This is a genomic window from Dietzia sp. B19 (assembly GCF_014145155.1).
Taxonomy (GTDB): domain Bacteria; phylum Actinomycetota; class Actinomycetes; order Mycobacteriales; family Mycobacteriaceae; genus Dietzia; species Dietzia natronolimnaea.
The window spans coordinates 73,776-87,815 of record NZ_JAALED010000572.1 but is presented as its reverse complement, the minus strand read 5'-3'; the positions used below and the strand labels follow the sequence as shown (position 1 = coordinate 87,815).

Annotated in this window: 14 protein-coding genes and 1 pseudogene; 4 read left to right on the top strand and 11 right to left on the bottom strand. The window is 66.4% G+C overall.

Features of this window, described 5'->3' with window-relative positions; all coding sequences use genetic code 11:
• Nucleotides 1–875 (bottom strand): exodeoxyribonuclease VII large subunit (gene xseA / locus G6020_RS16195; protein WP_182611300.1); only part of this gene is annotated, 875 nt, incomplete at its 3' end.
• Nucleotides 872–1,255, bottom strand: a complete 384-nt coding sequence (locus G6020_RS16190) for a hypothetical protein (protein ID WP_179525650.1) — start codon at nucleotides 1,253–1,255, stop codon at nucleotides 872–874. The genes xseA and G6020_RS16190, both read right to left, overlap by 4 nt.
• Before the next feature lie 72 nt (nucleotides 1,256–1,327).
• On the opposite strand from G6020_RS16190, the gene G6020_RS16185 reads away from it, so the two are divergent.
• A complete protein-coding gene (locus G6020_RS16185; protein WP_179525649.1) occupies nucleotides 1,328–2,308 on the top strand; it encodes a 4-hydroxy-3-methylbut-2-enyl diphosphate reductase in 981 nt (326 codons plus the stop codon).
• Between the two features lie 30 nt (nucleotides 2,309–2,338).
• Here G6020_RS16185 and G6020_RS16180 read toward each other — a convergent pair whose 3' ends face one another.
• Complete coding sequence (locus tag G6020_RS16180; RefSeq protein WP_179525648.1) at nucleotides 2,339–2,830, bottom strand: DUF6542 domain-containing protein; 492 nt, start codon at nucleotides 2,828–2,830, stop codon at nucleotides 2,339–2,341.
• 11 nt (nucleotides 2,831–2,841) lie between these two features.
• Nucleotides 2,842–4,356, bottom strand: a complete 1,515-nt coding sequence (locus G6020_RS16175) for an AI-2E family transporter (RefSeq protein ID WP_182611299.1) — start codon at nucleotides 4,354–4,356, stop codon at nucleotides 2,842–2,844.
• Between the two features lie 99 nt (nucleotides 4,357–4,455).
• Between G6020_RS16175 and ychF the strand changes: the two genes are divergently transcribed.
• Nucleotides 4,456–5,556, top strand: coding sequence for a redox-regulated ATPase YchF (gene ychF / locus G6020_RS16170; protein WP_182611298.1), 1,101 nt, complete (start codon nucleotides 4,456–4,458; stop codon nucleotides 5,554–5,556).
• Nucleotides 5,557–6,429: 873 nt separating this feature from the next.
• Here ychF and G6020_RS16165 read toward each other — a convergent pair.
• The 4 genes from G6020_RS16165 to G6020_RS16150 all read right to left on the bottom strand — a co-directional run bounded on the left by G6020_RS16165 (nucleotide 6,430) and on the right by G6020_RS16150 (nucleotide 9,413).
• Complete coding sequence (locus G6020_RS16165; RefSeq protein ID WP_061917862.1) at nucleotides 6,430–7,197, bottom strand: ATP-binding protein; 768 nt, start codon at nucleotides 7,195–7,197, stop codon at nucleotides 6,430–6,432.
• On the bottom strand, nucleotides 7,197–8,798 hold the full coding sequence (gene istA / locus G6020_RS16160) for an IS21 family transposase (protein WP_182611297.1): 1,602 nt from the start codon (nucleotides 8,796–8,798) through the stop codon (nucleotides 7,197–7,199). Before istA (G6020_RS16160) ends, G6020_RS16165 begins: the two co-directional genes overlap by 1 nt.
• An 87-nt stretch (nucleotides 8,799–8,885) precedes the next feature.
• Complete coding sequence (locus tag G6020_RS16155; protein WP_182611296.1) at nucleotides 8,886–9,125, bottom strand: hypothetical protein; 240 nt, start codon at nucleotides 9,123–9,125, stop codon at nucleotides 8,886–8,888.
• Nucleotides 9,126–9,413 carry a hypothetical protein gene (locus G6020_RS16150; protein WP_182611295.1) on the bottom strand — a complete coding sequence of 96 codons (288 nt, stop codon included), beginning with the start codon at nucleotides 9,411–9,413 and terminating at the stop codon, nucleotides 9,126–9,128.
• A 189-nt stretch (nucleotides 9,414–9,602) separates the two neighbouring features.
• Here G6020_RS16150 and G6020_RS16145 point away from each other — a divergent pair, with 189 nt between their 5' ends.
• Nucleotides 9,603–11,171 carry a hypothetical protein gene (locus tag G6020_RS16145; RefSeq protein WP_259844289.1) on the top strand — a complete coding sequence of 523 codons (1,569 nt, stop codon included), beginning with the start codon at nucleotides 9,603–9,605 and terminating at the stop codon, nucleotides 11,169–11,171.
• Nucleotides 11,172–11,197: 26 nt separating this feature from the next.
• On the opposite strand, the gene G6020_RS16140 is transcribed toward G6020_RS16145, so the two are convergent.
• Complete coding sequence (locus tag G6020_RS16140) at nucleotides 11,198–11,581, bottom strand: hypothetical protein (RefSeq protein ID WP_182611294.1); 384 nt, start codon at nucleotides 11,579–11,581, stop codon at nucleotides 11,198–11,200.
• Between the two features lie 219 nt (nucleotides 11,582–11,800).
• Here G6020_RS16140 and istA (G6020_RS16135) point away from each other — a divergent pair, with 219 nt between their 5' ends.
• Nucleotides 11,801–12,943: an IS21 family transposase gene (istA, locus tag G6020_RS16135; RefSeq protein WP_182611293.1), complete on the top strand. Its 1,143-nt coding sequence runs from the start codon at nucleotides 11,801–11,803 to the stop codon at nucleotides 12,941–12,943.
• Between the two features lie 40 nt (nucleotides 12,944–12,983).
• On the opposite strand, the gene G6020_RS16130 is transcribed toward istA (G6020_RS16135), so the two are convergent.
• Nucleotides 12,984–13,730, bottom strand: a complete 747-nt coding sequence (locus G6020_RS16130; protein ID WP_031264744.1) for an ATP-binding protein — start codon at nucleotides 13,728–13,730, stop codon at nucleotides 12,984–12,986.
• Nucleotides 13,727–14,040: pseudogene (locus G6020_RS16125) on the bottom strand (IS21 family transposase); the annotation flags it as partial. The pseudogene G6020_RS16125 and the gene G6020_RS16130, both read right to left, overlap by 4 nt.

The window sequence follows — 14,040 nt, the reverse complement described above, 5'->3', positions numbered from 1 at the left end:
GCGCGTGCGGTCCGGGCGCGGGCCTCGACGATGCGGCGACGCTCCTCGGCGACGTCCGGGACCACGCGCTTGGCGGCGTCGGTGGGGGTGGCCGCACGCAGGTCGGCGACCAGATCGGAGAGCGGGGAGTCCGGCTCGTGTCCGATCGCGCTGACCACGGGCGTGCGACACCGCGAGATCGCCCGCACCAGGGCCTCGTCGGAGAACGGGAGGAGATCCTCGACCGAGCCCCCACCTCGGGCCAGGATGATCACGTCGACGACCGGGTCGGCGTCGAGTTCCGCCAACGCCTCCAGGATCTGCGGTACGGCCGACGGTCCCTGGACCGCGGTGTTGCGGACGGCGAACCGCACGTCGGGCCACCGACCCCGGGACACCTCGACCACGTCGCGCTCGGCCGCACTCGCGCGGCCGGTCACCAGCCCGACACAGGTCGGCAGGAACGGCAGCGGGCGCTTGAGACGAGGGTCGAACAGCCCCTCGGCGGCCAGGGCCTGCTTGAGCCTCTCGATGCGGGCGAGGAGTTCGCCGATGCCCACCGGGCGGATCTCGGAGACCTGGAGCGAGAACGATCCACGACCGGTGTAGAAGCGGGGCGTTCCCCGGACCACGACCCGGCTGCCCTCGGTGACCGGTACCGGCGCCTCGGAGATGAGGCGGGGCGGGCAGGTGAGGGTCAGCGAATTGTCCACCGAGGGGTCGCGCAGGGTGAGGAACGCCGTCCGGGTGCCCGGGCGCAGGCTGAGCTGGGTGATCTGCCCCTCGACCCAGACGGCGCCGAGACGGTGGATCCAGTTGGCGATCTGGTCCGAGACCACCCGGACCGGCCACGGCTGTTCGGGGCTGCTGGGGGACCTCGTCGCTCCGGCGGTCACGTGGTGCGTGGGGCGACGCGGCCGGTCGGAACGTCGGGCTCGTCGCCGCCGGGACCGCGGTCCCCGCCCGGGCCCTCGGTGGTGTCAGCCCCGCCCCCGGCCCCGTCGTCGTCGAGGTCCTCGTCGAAGGTCGCCCACTCCGGCTTGTCCGACCGGGAGGGGAACACCGTCGCGATCACCCGATCGCCCTTGACCGCGAGACCGGCGACGGTCTGGCCGGCGTGCAGGTACGACTGCACCAGGCTGCCGGCGACCTTCACGGGGACCGCGGGCAGCGAGACCGCCGCCTGGAGCGCGCGACCGGGGAGCTCCACGGCGAGCTCCACCGCGGAGGCGGCGACCCCGATGGAGACACGGGTGAGGAAGAACGGACGGAGCATGGGAACCTCTCTGCCGGGGGGCGTCCGGGAGGCGTGATGGTCGGAATCCAGTATGAACCGTACCCTGGTGACATGACCGAGCAGACCGACATGATCGCCGAACCGGCAACCAAGCGAGTGCTCCTCGCGGAACCGCGCGGCTATTGCGCCGGCGTCGACCGGGCAGTCGAGACGGTCGAGAAGGCCCTGGCCAAGCATGGTGCCCCGCTGTACGTCCGCAAGGAGATCGTCCACAACAAGCACGTCGTGGAGTCCTTCACCGACCAGGGCGTGATCTTCGTCGACGAGACCGACGAGGTCCCGCACGGGTCGAACCTGGTGTTCTCCGCCCACGGCGTCTCGCCGGCCGTCCGCGAGAGCGCCCTGCAGCTGGAGCTGAACACCTTCGACGCCACCTGCCCGCTCGTGACCAAGGTCCACACCGAGGTCAAGCGCTTCGCCCGGGAGGGGTACCTGATCCTCCTGGTCGGCCACGAGGGCCACGAGGAGGTCGAGGGGACCGCGGGCGAGGCCCCCGATGTGGTGACCCTGGTCGACGGCCCGGAGTCCGTCGACGCCCTCGACATCCCCGTCGACACCGAGAAGCTGATCTGGCTCTCGCAGACCACGCTCAGCGTGGACGAGACGATGGAGACGGTGCGGCGGCTCAAGGAGAAGTACCCGACGCTGATCGATCCGCCGTCGGACGACATCTGCTACGCCACCCAGAACCGGCAGGTCGCGGTCAAGACGATGGCGCCGCAGTGCGACCTGGTGATCGTGGTGGGCTCCCAGAACTCGTCCAACTCTGTCCGCCTGGTCGAGGTGGCCCTGCAGGCCGGTGCGCGCGACGCACATCTGGTGGACTACGCCAAGGAGATCGACACGTCCTGGTTCGAGGGCGTCACCACGGTGGGGGTGACCTCGGGCGCCTCGGTGCCGGAGTTGCTGGTCCGAGGTGTGGTGGACCTGCTGGCCGACCACGGCTTCAACGACGTCTCATCGGTGCGGACCGCCCAGGAGACCATCACGTTCTCGCTGCCCCGCGAGCTGCGGGTTCCCAAGAAGGTCTGATCCGCGGGAGCCCCGGGATCCGCGGGAGCCTCAGCGGCGGGCGTGCGCCGGGGCCGCCCGCTGGCGGCGGACGGCCACCGGTCGCGGGCTGCGGGGTTCGAGGACGAAGGCCCTGATCAGGGCGATCGCCACCACGACCAGGGTGGTCGTGAGCATCAGCGGGAACCTGGTCGCCAGCGGCAGCACCAACGAGATCATCTGGGAACGGGAGAAGGCCGCCGCGGTCAGTCCCGCTCCGGCGATCACCGAGGCCATCGGGACGAGCACCGACATGATGAGCGGCGGTTGGATGCCGGCGACGAACAGCGCCCGGCGGGACACCGCCAGCACCGCGATCAGACACCCGAGGAAGTAGCCCACGGTGAAGCCGGTGCCGAGGCCCCCGGAGAGCGAGTCGATCGCCACCCCGGTGAGGGTGACGGCCACCGCGAGGAGGACCGCCGACCAGGCCGGGAGGCCTCGAACGGTCGAGACGACGGACCTCTCGTCCGCCGGGACCCGTCCGCTCCTCCGTGTGCTCACAGGATGAGACTCTAACTCTCGAGTCGGTGAGCGAGGAATCTGCCGAAGCGCCGCAGCGCGTTGGGCTTGCTCTCCGAGGGCGAGGGTCGGTTACCGTACACGGCCTTCGGGTCGACTGGCCCCGTGGGAGGGTTCGCCTGGTCAGCGGACGGATCGTCGGCGTCCGGGTCCGGCGGGACCACCTCGTCGTCGTCGAGTTCGAGGGTCCCCACCACCGACTCGCCCGGACCGGACGCGTCGACGGAGCCGCTGTCCGGGGCCCCGTGGACGGGTCCCGGTCGGGTGTCCTTGATCCCCGCCATGATGGCGCTGCTGCTCTTGCGCAGCGGCGCGAACCGCGAACTCGACATCTCGCCGAGCCAGGCCGTCAGTCGACCCTCGTCGGTGGCGGACGCGAGGTCCGACGCGGTGACGTCCCCGGTCCGGAGGTCGATCTGCTCGCCGAGGTACCGGAGCATCACGGCGGCCACCGCCAGGATCGGCACCGCGAGGAATGCCCCGATGATCCCGAACAGGGTGCCACCCGCGGCCACCCCGAGCAGGATGACGACGGGATGCAGGTTCATCGCCCGGGACTGGAGGATGGGCTGGAGGATGTTGCTCTCGAGTTGCTGCACCGCGATGATCACGACCAACACGATGATCGCGGTGGTCAGGCCGTTGGCCACCAGTGCGATGAGCACCGCCAGCGCACCGGCGGTGAACGCACCGACGATGGGGATGAACCCGGCCAGGAAGGTGATGACCGCCAGCGCCCACGCCAGCGGCACGCCCAGGATGACCAGCGCCAGGCCGATGAAGAAGGCGTCCACGAACGAGACGATCGCCTGGGCCCGGATGTAGCCGCCGAGGGTGTTCCAGCTGCGGGTGAGGACCTCGGTGAGGTGGCGGCCGGCATTGCGGCCGGCGATCCGGCGCACGAACGGCAGGAACCGCGGGCCGTCCTTGATGAAGAAGAACGTGAGGACCAGGACCAGGACGAAGGTGATGAGGAGCGACCCCACCGCGGTCACGCCGGTGAACACGCCGTTGGCGATCTGGTCACCGCGGTCCTGCAGAGTCGAGCTGAGCTGGCCCAGCACGCTGTCGAGCTGCTCGTCCCGGATGTTCAGTGGCGGACCCCGGAGCCAGTCCTGGACCTCGACGATCGCCTCCGAGGCCTGATCCGCCAGCTGGACGCTCTGATCGATGATCGACGGGGCGATCAGGGCGAGAACGCCCGCGACCGCTCCGAGGGACCCGAGGAGCGAGATGAGCGCGGCGAGGGCCTTGGGGACGCCGTGGCGGGTCATCCATCCCGTGGGGGGCCAGAGGACCGTCGCCACGATGAGCGCGAGCAGGATCGGCAGGATGCCCACCCACAGCGCGCCACCGATCTGGCTCAGCAGCCACCCCGCGATGAGCAGGATGGCCAGGCGCAGCGCCCAGTCGGTGACCCATCGCCCGCCGAGACCGATGAGGACGGACCGGTCGACGTGCTCCTCGTCTGTCCCGACTGGAGGAGGCGGTTTCGGCTCGTCACTCATGTCACACATGATGTCAGAGGTCACGCGGGCGCGCTCCCTGTGACCGGCCGGGGTGGCGGGCAGGGGGCACGGTCAGGGCGGGACGTAGACTCGGGCCTCGTGAGCCTCACCCTCGGAATCGTCGGACTGCCCAACGTCGGTAAGTCGACCCTGTTCAACGCCCTGACGAACAACGACGCGCTAGCCGCGAACTATCCGTTCGCCACGATCGAGCCCAACATCGGGGTCGTGGACCTGCCGGATCCCCGCCTGGCCCGCCTGGCCGAGATCTTCGGCTCCGAGCGGATCCTGCCGGCGGTCGTGTCGTTCGTGGACATCGCCGGCATCGTCAAGGGCGCCAGCACCGGCGAGGGCATGGGCAACAAGTTCCTCGCCAACATCCGCGAGGCCGAGGCCATCTGCCAGGTCGTGCGGGTGTTCGACGACCCTGATGTGATCCACGTGGACGGCCGGGTCGATCCGATGGCCGACATCGAGGTGATCGCCACCGAGCTGATCCTGGCCGACATGGAGACCCTCGAGAAGGCCGTTCCGCGCCTGGAGAAGGAGTCCCGCAAGGACAAGTCCCTGCTTCCGCAGCTCGAGGAGATCCGCAAGGCGCAGGCCGTGCTCGAGGACGGGCGGACCCTGTTCAAGGCGCAGGACGAGGTCGACCGCACCCTGCTTCGTGACCTGCACCTGATGACCGCCAAGCCGTTCCTCTACGTCTTCAACGCCGACGAGGCCGTGCTGACGGACGCCGAGCGTCAGGCCGAGCTGCGCGCCGCCGTGGCCCCCGCCGACTGCGTGTTCCTCGACGCTAAGGTCGAGTCCGAGCTCCGCGAGCTGGAGGAAGAGGACGCCATGGAGCTGCTGGAGTCGATCGGTCAGGATGAGCCGGGCCTGAACGCGCTCGCCCGCGCCGGCTTCCACACCCTCGGACTGCAGACCTACCTCACCGCCGGGCCCAAGGAGTCGCGCGCCTGGACGATCCGCAAGGGGGACACCGCCCCCAAGGCGGCCGGCGTGATCCACACCGACTTCGAGAAGGGCTTCATCAAGGCCGAGATCGTCTCCTTTGACGACCTCGACGCCGCCGGTTCGATGGCCGCCGCCAAGGCCGCCGGGAAGGTGCGCATGGAGGGCAAGGACTACGTGATGGCCGACGGCGACGTGGTGGAGTTCCGGTTTGCACCAACGTCTGGTGGCGCGAAGAAATAGACCCCGATGTTGCTCGTTCGTTGAATGGCGAGAATCCCCATGGATGACGACCTGCACGTAGTGGGGGAACCGGTTGTATCTCGATGGCTGGTTTCGGCCAGATCAATCCGCGCCGGGAGAACGTGGCGGGTGGTCGCCAGTAATTCACAGCCAAGACGGACAACGGTGAGTACGCGACAGCGGCGGGAGACTCCATCACAGGCGGCCCCGAGACTTGGCACTACGAGCCTGACATACCGTTCTTGCTCGCAGATCGTGCTCGGCGGCGTATTGAGGTCACGCCTTCTTTCCTGGTTGGTGGTCGGTACGCAGTGAAGTATCGCTATGGGGTCTGGCCCAGTGGCGAGACCGGGGCCTGGTAGTCAATCCGTAGATCTTGCTCCTGATTCGGCAGCCTGACCTCCACTGGCGGACGAATTGTTGATCTCGGTGGCTTCGATCAGTCCGGCGTCAGTAGGGGCCTGGTGCGGACTTAACCATTGCGCGGGGTCGAGGTCCTGGGATGGGTCGGTCGGCATGTCAGGCGGCCCACCCTCAGCTGAGGCCATGAACACCTGGGCCTCCATATCAACGTGGGTCTCGGTGACAACCACCGTCTCACTTAACACCGCCTCGTCGATGCTCGACAGCCCCTTCTCGATCAGAGCAGCATGATCAGTGTGGTGATGACGAGCTGGCAGATCCGCACAATGCCCGGTGCGGCGGCGTGGTATCGGTCGTCGATGCTGAGCTCCTGGATCGCCGGGGAGCGTGGTGCGGTGGCGTTGGCAACTAGGCGTACTTGGTACGCCTGGTCCGGTGATCCGGTACCGCGGTTCTGGCGACCCGGTACCGGCCCGTGGGTGAGGCGGGCCGGAACCGTGGCCGTGTCGGTTACTCCCAGTAGCCGGTAGTCGCGCGGGCTTGGTCGTCGCGTTGGCGGCGCATGTCGACTTCGCCGAGGTTGATCTCGCGGGCGTTGTTGGCCAGCCGGTTGACGATGGAGTCAGCGGCGACCCGGTCGGGCAGGGCTTCGAGCCAGTACGCCGGCCGGGACTGTGAAGCGATCATCGTCGGCAACCTGTGCTCCCGGTTGGCCAGGACGGCGAACAAATCGTTGGCGGCCTCGGGATCGATGCCCACGGTGAGGAAGTCGTCGATGATCAGCAGCTCCACGTCCGAGAGGTCATTGAGCATTTTCTGGTGGCGGATCCCGTCGCCGCGGGCGATGACCAGCCGCCGGGCGAGTTCGTCCATGCGGGCGTAGGTGACGGTGTGCCCGTTCTGGCAGGCGGCGATGCCGATCGCGCAGGCCAGGTAGGTTTTTCCGCCGCCGGTCGGTGAGAGGATCAGCAGGTTGGTGGGGTCTTGCCTCCAGTGGTGTCCGGCGTAGCGTTTCATCCGCACCGGGGTGATCCCGCGTCCGTCCTGGTAGTTGATCTCGGCGATCGAGGCCTGCGGGATGGGGAACTTGGCGGCGCGGATGAGCTTGTCGATCCGGTGGGCTTGGCGCTGGTCCAGGGCGTCGTCGACGGCGGTGAGGAAGATCTGCTCCGGGGTGAGCTCGTCATTGGCCTCATCGCTGATGAGCTCCTCGAACCGGGTCGCTACGTGGGTGATGCGCAGATTGCGGAACTTCTGATGATCGATCTCGGTGAACATCACACGCCCTCCCCGCTGCGCCCGCGCGAGTAGTGATCGGCCGAGCGGACTTGAATCGCGCCGTCGTCTCGGGTTCCGGCCGGGGGTGGGGGCTTTCGTGTGGCCGCCGCCGGCACCACGGGCCGGGGCGCCTTGCCGTCGGAGTCGATGGTGGCCATGACGCGTTTGAGCACGCTGTAGCTCCCGGCGCCGTTCTGGTTGAGCAGCACTTGGCAGGCAGCCTCGAGCCGCTGCCGACTGCGCTTGCCCAGGGTCTCGAGGATGTTCTGGCAGTCCAGGTAGCCCTGGGCCTCGATCACGTGACGGTCCAGGATCTGGGCGATCACCTTCTCGGTGGCAGGACCGAACCCGCGGGCACGGTCGGTGAACCACTGCCTCGACCACAGACCATCGATGCCCTGATGCTCTCTCGGGGCGTGCGCGAGCACCGTGGAGTACTGGCCCTTACGACCATGGCGCCGGGGGTGCACGCAGACGACCTGGTCGCCATCGAAGATCGTCACAGATTGTGCGGTCAGGCGGACCCGCAGCAGTTGACCGGCGAAGGTGTACGGCACCGAGTAGTACTGCGAATCGCAGGAGATGTGATAGTTCCGCCCGACTTTGAGCTGCTTCCACTCCACCGTGGCGAACCCGTCGTCGGGCAGGACGCCCAGCAGCGGCGCCTCGTCGGATTCGAACCGCTCCCACCGGGTCGTGCCGTCAGCCCGACGGATGACGGTGTTGATCTCCGCGACACGGTCGTCGATGGCGGCGTTCAGGGCCTCGACGGTGGTCCAGACCTCCTCGGCGAGGTAGCCGATGACGCGCTTGTTGACCACGTCCACCGCGGACTCTACGGCTGCCTTGTCGCGGGGTTTGCGCACGCGAGCGGGCACGATCGCGGTGCCGTAGTGGTCGGCCAGCTGCTGGTAGCGGGCGTTGACTGCCCTGGCCGCTTCGCCCTTGGCCTGTCGGTGGGTGGCGGTGGTCGGGTTGTCGGGCACCACCATCTGGGGCGCCCCGCCGAAAAAGTCGAACGCCGCGACGTGGGCGTCGATCCAGGACGGGGACTTCATATCGGTGAAGCCGCGGCAGAACACCGCACCGGAGTACGGCAGCACCGCCACGAACAGGTACAACTTGGTGATTTCCCCTGTGACCGCGTCGAGGACCTCGAGGGTGTCGCCGGCCCAGTCGACCAGCATCGTCCGACCGGGTTCGTGATGCAGTGTGGCCACGACGTCCTTGACCCGTGCGTGCTCGCCGAACAGGGCGCAGTACTGCGAGTACCCGTACTTCTTTCCGGCTCCGGTGGGGTCGGCGAGGTACTTTCCCCACGCCTGCTGGATGGTGAAGTGCCGATTGAACTTCATCGACGCCAGCACCCGATCAAAATCGGGCTTGATGTAGTCCTCCGAGACGCGTTTGCGCCCGTCGGGGAACATCCCGGCGATCTCGGCCGGATTCATCGACGCCGCTTGGCCGGCAGTGATGCCGTAGGCGGTGATCGTTTTCTTCACCGCCGCGATCTCCCGCCGTGAACACCCGACGGCCGCGACGATTTCGCTGTAGCTATGCCCGGCAAGCGCCAACGTCATGATGGCTTTGTAGTCGGCCATGCAGCCTCCTCAAATAGGAACAGACGGCGCAGTCGCGCCGCCTACCTTGAGCAGACCACCCCGGCTGCCCCGAGGAGTACCAAGTCGTCAGAATCGCGGTACCGAATCGCCGGACCGTAAGTACCATCTGGCCCTATCTGCCATGGCGTGGACGAGATCTCCATATATCCACGCGTACATCAGCTTTCGGTCGGCAATTGACCCGCTCTCAGTTCCCACGTTGTACGCCTGGGCCTCCCCGTTGCCGTCGATTGCGGTGCGCCACTCCTCGTGCCACCAGTCGAGGTCGATCTGCTCGTCGAGCGTCTCCGCGCCGACGATTTCCACCTAGGCGTCGAGGACCTTATGGCAGTAGATCGGCTCACTGCTCAAGATGAGGGGCCGTACTCGGGTCGCCAGCGACTCCATCGCTTCTTCGGGCGGAAACTCCATCCTGGCCCGATGCGACACCTCGCCGGTCGTTGTGTTGCGGGTGACTGCGACCTTCATCGTCCCTCTGTAAAGCCGTGACATCAGCTCGCCGTGTTCACGGATCAGCGAGTGCGACCCTATGCGTCGAGCGTGCAGCAAGGACCCTTCGACTATCGACTGTGCGATCGGCTGCTGCTTACCCATGGAGGCACTGTATGCCGAGGGGTTGGCACCCTCGCCCCGTATCGTCGCCCTCGAGTGTCGAGGCATCCATCGCCACCTTCCGCCGGGGGCGGTGCGTTGTTCGCCCACGCTCCGACGGTCGGTCTAAATCGCTCCCAAACGCGCCAGCGTGTCAGGGGCACGGTGTATCTGTATGCCATGACTCTGACAGTGCCTGACGACATCCCGCGCTTCCGCTATATGCGATACGTTCGACCTCCGGTAAAGACGACTGGGGCGCAGCGCGACGCACAGCCGCTGTTCCCGATTCAGCCAAGTATTCGCAAGATGCGCGTTGGCATTGACGTCCAGACGTTGCCAGAACCGACTGCGGAACTACTAAGGGTTGTCGGTCGGGACGAAGAGGTAGAGCCGATCTTGATGGTCCAGAACGATGCTGGCGAACCGACAGGGTGGCTTCGCGCCCTCGGCTCTAGCGAGTGGTACGAGTTCACCTTCACCACCGTGGAGGACGCCCCAAAGCTCGCCGACGCATCCACCGTTGGCATCTCCGGCTATCGAGACGGCAAGCGTTGGCTGTGGACTTCGGGGAGCTTCTTCAGCATCTACGCGCAGCTCGATGAAGCAGCGCGACGGGCATATTCGGACGACGACGGCCTGACCATTGCCGACCGGCATAGAGCGTCGGCACTGGCAGCGGCAGCCGGTCCTGTTGGGGTAGACGTCATCGTGACGACGGCTCCCACCGCCCTACGCGACGACGTGGCCGATAATGACTCGGTCATCAGTGTCACCCCCGATCAGCTGCTACCTCTGTTTGGTCATTACCTTCGCAGCACAGGAAACCACGTCCTGGAATCGGCGAAGGGCGGATTGCAGGGTGGAGGTACGTTTGTCCAGAAGTACAACGCCACATCTGTTGCCGACCTTTACCTCGCCGGGATCGACGCTTCGGTACCGCATCTCACCGCCATACGCTTGATGGCCATGATGGGACATGACTCCAATCTCGTCGAGTCTATGGCTGCGATAGCGCTCCGCCTTAGCCGTGCAGCGCGAGCAGTCGACAATCTCCTCGCTGCACTCAGTAACGCCAGCTCATCTGAGATGCAGCGGTCGGATACTGCCGAGAACACCGCCGAGGCATTTGACCGAGTTTTGCTGTATCTCTGTGCGGCGATGGACAGATACGCTCGTGTGACCCAAACGCTGTTCGACACGAGTCTGAATCCGGACAAGCAGCGTGGTTCGCTCACCTCCACGGTCGAGTTGCGTTCGGTGATCGAGAAGTTCGAACCGACCGACACATCGAAACTCGAAGCGCTCGGGGCGTATGCGAGGGTCATCGGTCAGCTACGGAACCGTATCCATGCGCTGCCCCTCGATACGCAGCACCAGCTATCTCGCGGTTATGGTTCGTCGACAACGGTGGCGGTGACTCTGGACGGCCTCCCTGAGTTTGATCCGGGTAGCACACCACTGAACCAGGGCCAACTAGATAGCTTAGGAGTTTGGAACGCGCAATCCTCAAATCCCTTTGAACCACGTTCATATGCCGCTGATCTAGCGACACTGGCGACCACGTTGTTTAAGGAAACGCTCCAATATGTCGAGGCGTTCTCACATTTTCTTATCCGCAATAAGACTTTGGCGACGATCACAACTATGCAGCACCCAGTGCTGGGCTGTTGGGCGGACGATCCACGCCCGATGCCAGATGCGACCGGGAATGAGGTCCTGTATCGGGAGATGCTGGGGTGGGCGGACTTTGGGTGGTAGGTCGTTGCCGGCGCGAACGCGATGGATCAGGCTCGCACGCCCGCGGGGGTGATACCAACCGTGCCCGGCGTCGCACCGCTCCTGTTGTTGGCGAGCGCGAACGTCCGGGCGTCGGGGTCGTCGGCGGGCACGAATAGCGCCTTGTCGACATCGGACTGCGACACTTTGCCGATTGAGTAGAGCTGGTGCGCGAGGCCGGTGATCGAACCCCACCAGTTCGCCACGAGTCGGGGTACGTGCCCGCTGTGGTCGCCCGCTTCGCGGACGGCGCGGGCGTCCAAGGGGTGGCGGTCGAGCTGGAGGCGCAGCCCACGCGAGGTGGGTGGGCCGCCGTGGCGCTGATCGATGAACCGCGCGTCTCGTTGTTGCGGTAGATGTCGGTCTTGCCGTCCCGCATCGTAGGCGACCACCAGAGCGTCACAACCAGGGCGCTGCTTCTTGGAGTTGCTGGCGCTGATCGAGTTTGGCGCGTAGGGCCTGATGGTTGCGCAGATCCATCGACCCGGTAGCAAGATTCTGGATACCCGGTAGCGGCGGGGTTGGGGTGTGCTCGGCTGAGGGCGACGGCACAAGGGGTGTCGTCGTTCTTGGCATGAGAGGCGGGATCCGTGGCGGATTACCGAAGGATTATGGCCCTGTTGCTTCAGGGCCGCAGCTACCGGGAGGTCGTGGAGACGGCGGGCTGTTCGCACCGTGACGTCGCGCGGGCCAAGCAGGTGATCGGAGCGAACGGCATCACCTCAGTGGAGGGTGTCTCGGATGCGGAGGTCGCCGGGTGGTTCCCCGACGGGCGACGTCGGGTCTCGGATGAGTACGAGCGGCCGGAATTCGAATCGGTACTCCAAGCGCTCAAGCACCGTCGCCACTTCACCTTGCTGCAAGGGTGGCGCCGATACGCCGATGCCGCAGGCACGGGCAAGAAAAAGTACGGATACGCGCAGTACTGCGCCCTGTTCTCCGACTGGGCGCGAACGAATGACCTGGTCGCGGTCCTGCGCCACGAGCCGGGCCGGGCGATGCACGTGGACTGGGCCGGGGACACCCTGGACGTGGTGGACCGCGGTGACGGCTCGGTGGTCAAGGCCTACTTGTTCGTGGCGGTCCTGCCGTACTCGGGCGCGGTGTTCTGCCGGGCCTATCCGGACATGAAGTCCGAGGCCTGGCTGGACGCACACGTCCAAGCATTCGCCTTCTTCGGGGGCGTGCCCCAGCTGGTTGTTCCCGACAATCCGACCACCTCGACGCACCAACGACACAAGGGCGATGCGGAGCGGGTCGTCAACGCCCGCTACCAGCAGCTGGCCGACCATTACCAGTGCGCCATCGTCCCAGCTAGAGCCAAGAAACCAAGGGATAAGGCTGCCGCAGAGTCCGCGGTGAACGTGGTGAACCTACGCGTCATCGGCTATCTCGAGGGCGAGACGTGGTTCTCGGTGTCCGAGCTCAACGAGGCGATCGACGAGCGGGTGCGGGAGGTCAACCGCGAACTGAGGCGGGCCGACGATTCGACCCGGTGGGAGCGCTTCGAAACCGAGGAGCAGCACCTGCTCACAGCCCTGCCCGATGCCCGGTTCGAGGAGGTGGCCTGGAAGCAGCTCAAGGCCGCCCGCAACTACCACATCACCGCCGACTACCAGCATTACTCAGTGCCGTACTCGCTGGCCGGGCAGCTGCTGCGGGTTCGGCTGACCTCGAGGCTGAGTATTTGGAGGTTTGGGGGCCACCGGATATTGCGTTTGGGGGCCAGCAGTATTGCCGTTGGGGGCCGGTGATCGCGTCTGTGGGGACCACCGGCCCCGTCTCGGGGATTACTTACTGACTCGCGGCGGCGTGTTCGCGCATGTTGTGGGTGCCGGTGTCGATCCAGAGGGTGTTGTGGACGATGCGGTCCATGACGGCGTCGGCGTGGACTCCGGAGCCCAGGCGCTGGTGCCAGTCTTTCTTGGGGTACTGGGTGCAGAAGACTGTCGACCCGGTGTCGTAGCGCCGCTCAAGGAGCTCGAGGAGCATTCTGCTGATCGTCTCGTCGGGGTGGTCGAGGAGCCATTCGTCGATCACCAGCAGGGAGAACGCGGCGTACTTCTTCAAGAATTTGTTCTGGCCCTGGGGTCGGTCTTTGGCCAGGGCCCAGGCTTCTTCGAGGTCGGGCATCCGGATGTAGTGCGCCCGGAAACGGTGCTGGCAGGCCTGCTTGGCCAGGGCGCAGCCGAGGTAGGACTTGCCCGAGCCGGTGAAGCCCTGGAAGACGACGTTCTGTTGGCGCTGGATGAACGAGCAGGTGGCCAGCTGCGCGAGCATGGCCCGGTCCAGGCCGCGCTCCTCGACCAGGTCAACGCGCCGCAGATCGGCTGCTGGGTAGCGCAGGTTGGCCCGGCGGATGAGTCCGTCGATCTTGGAGTGGTTGAAGCTCTCGTGGGCGTGGTCGACGACCAGCTGCAGGCGCTCGCCGAAACTCATGCCGACCACGTGGTCGTCGTGTTGCGCTTCGATCGCCTCGAGCAGTGGCTGGGCGCCCATTTCGCGGAGCTTGCGTTTGGTCTCGCTATCGATGCTGCTCATCGGGCACTCCTGGCGTAGTAGTCGGCACCGCGGACGTAGCCGCCGGCCTGCTCGGGCTTCGTGCGTGGCTGTAGGGCGGCGGTCTTGTCCTGGCCGGTGGCCAGGATCGGGTGGATATGCGCGTAGCGGGGTGAGCGCACCGGCCCGGTCAGCGCCAGGGCGCAGGCGGCTTCGACCCTCTCGGCCGAGAACCGCCGCGAAAGACGCAGCACCGCCAGGGCAGCGTCCAGGCCCTGCTCGTCTACGGGCACGGACTCGAAGATCCGGTTCACCACGATCACCGCCGCCGGCCCCACCCGCTCGGCCCACT

Bases quoted from the DNA above. Each gene is read 5' to 3' on its own strand.
- G6020_RS16190 (WP_179525650.1), bottom strand. From the start codon at position 1,255: ATGCTCCGTCCGTTCTTCCTCACCCGTGTCTCCATCGGGGTCGCCGCC.
- G6020_RS16185 (WP_179525649.1), top strand. From the start codon at position 1,328: ATGACCGAGCAGACCGACATGATCGCCGAACCGGCAACCAAGCGAGTG.
- G6020_RS16175 (WP_182611299.1), bottom strand. From the start codon at position 4,356: ATGAGTGACGAGCCGAAACCGCCTCCTCCAGTCGGGACAGACGAGGAG.
- G6020_RS16165 (WP_061917862.1), bottom strand. From the start codon at position 7,197: ATGTTCACCGAGATCGATCATCAGAAGTTCCGCAATCTGCGCATCACC.
- istA (WP_182611297.1), bottom strand. From the start codon at position 8,798: ATGGCCGACTACAAAGCCATCATGACGTTGGCGCTTGCCGGGCATAGC.
- G6020_RS16150 (WP_182611295.1), bottom strand. From the start codon at position 9,413: ATGGGTAAGCAGCAGCCGATCGCACAGTCGATAGTCGAAGGGTCCTTG.
- istA (WP_182611293.1), top strand. From the start codon at position 11,801: ATGGCCCTGTTGCTTCAGGGCCGCAGCTACCGGGAGGTCGTGGAGACG.
- G6020_RS16130 (WP_031264744.1), bottom strand. From the start codon at position 13,730: ATGAGCAGCATCGATAGCGAGACCAAACGCAAGCTCCGCGAAATGGGC.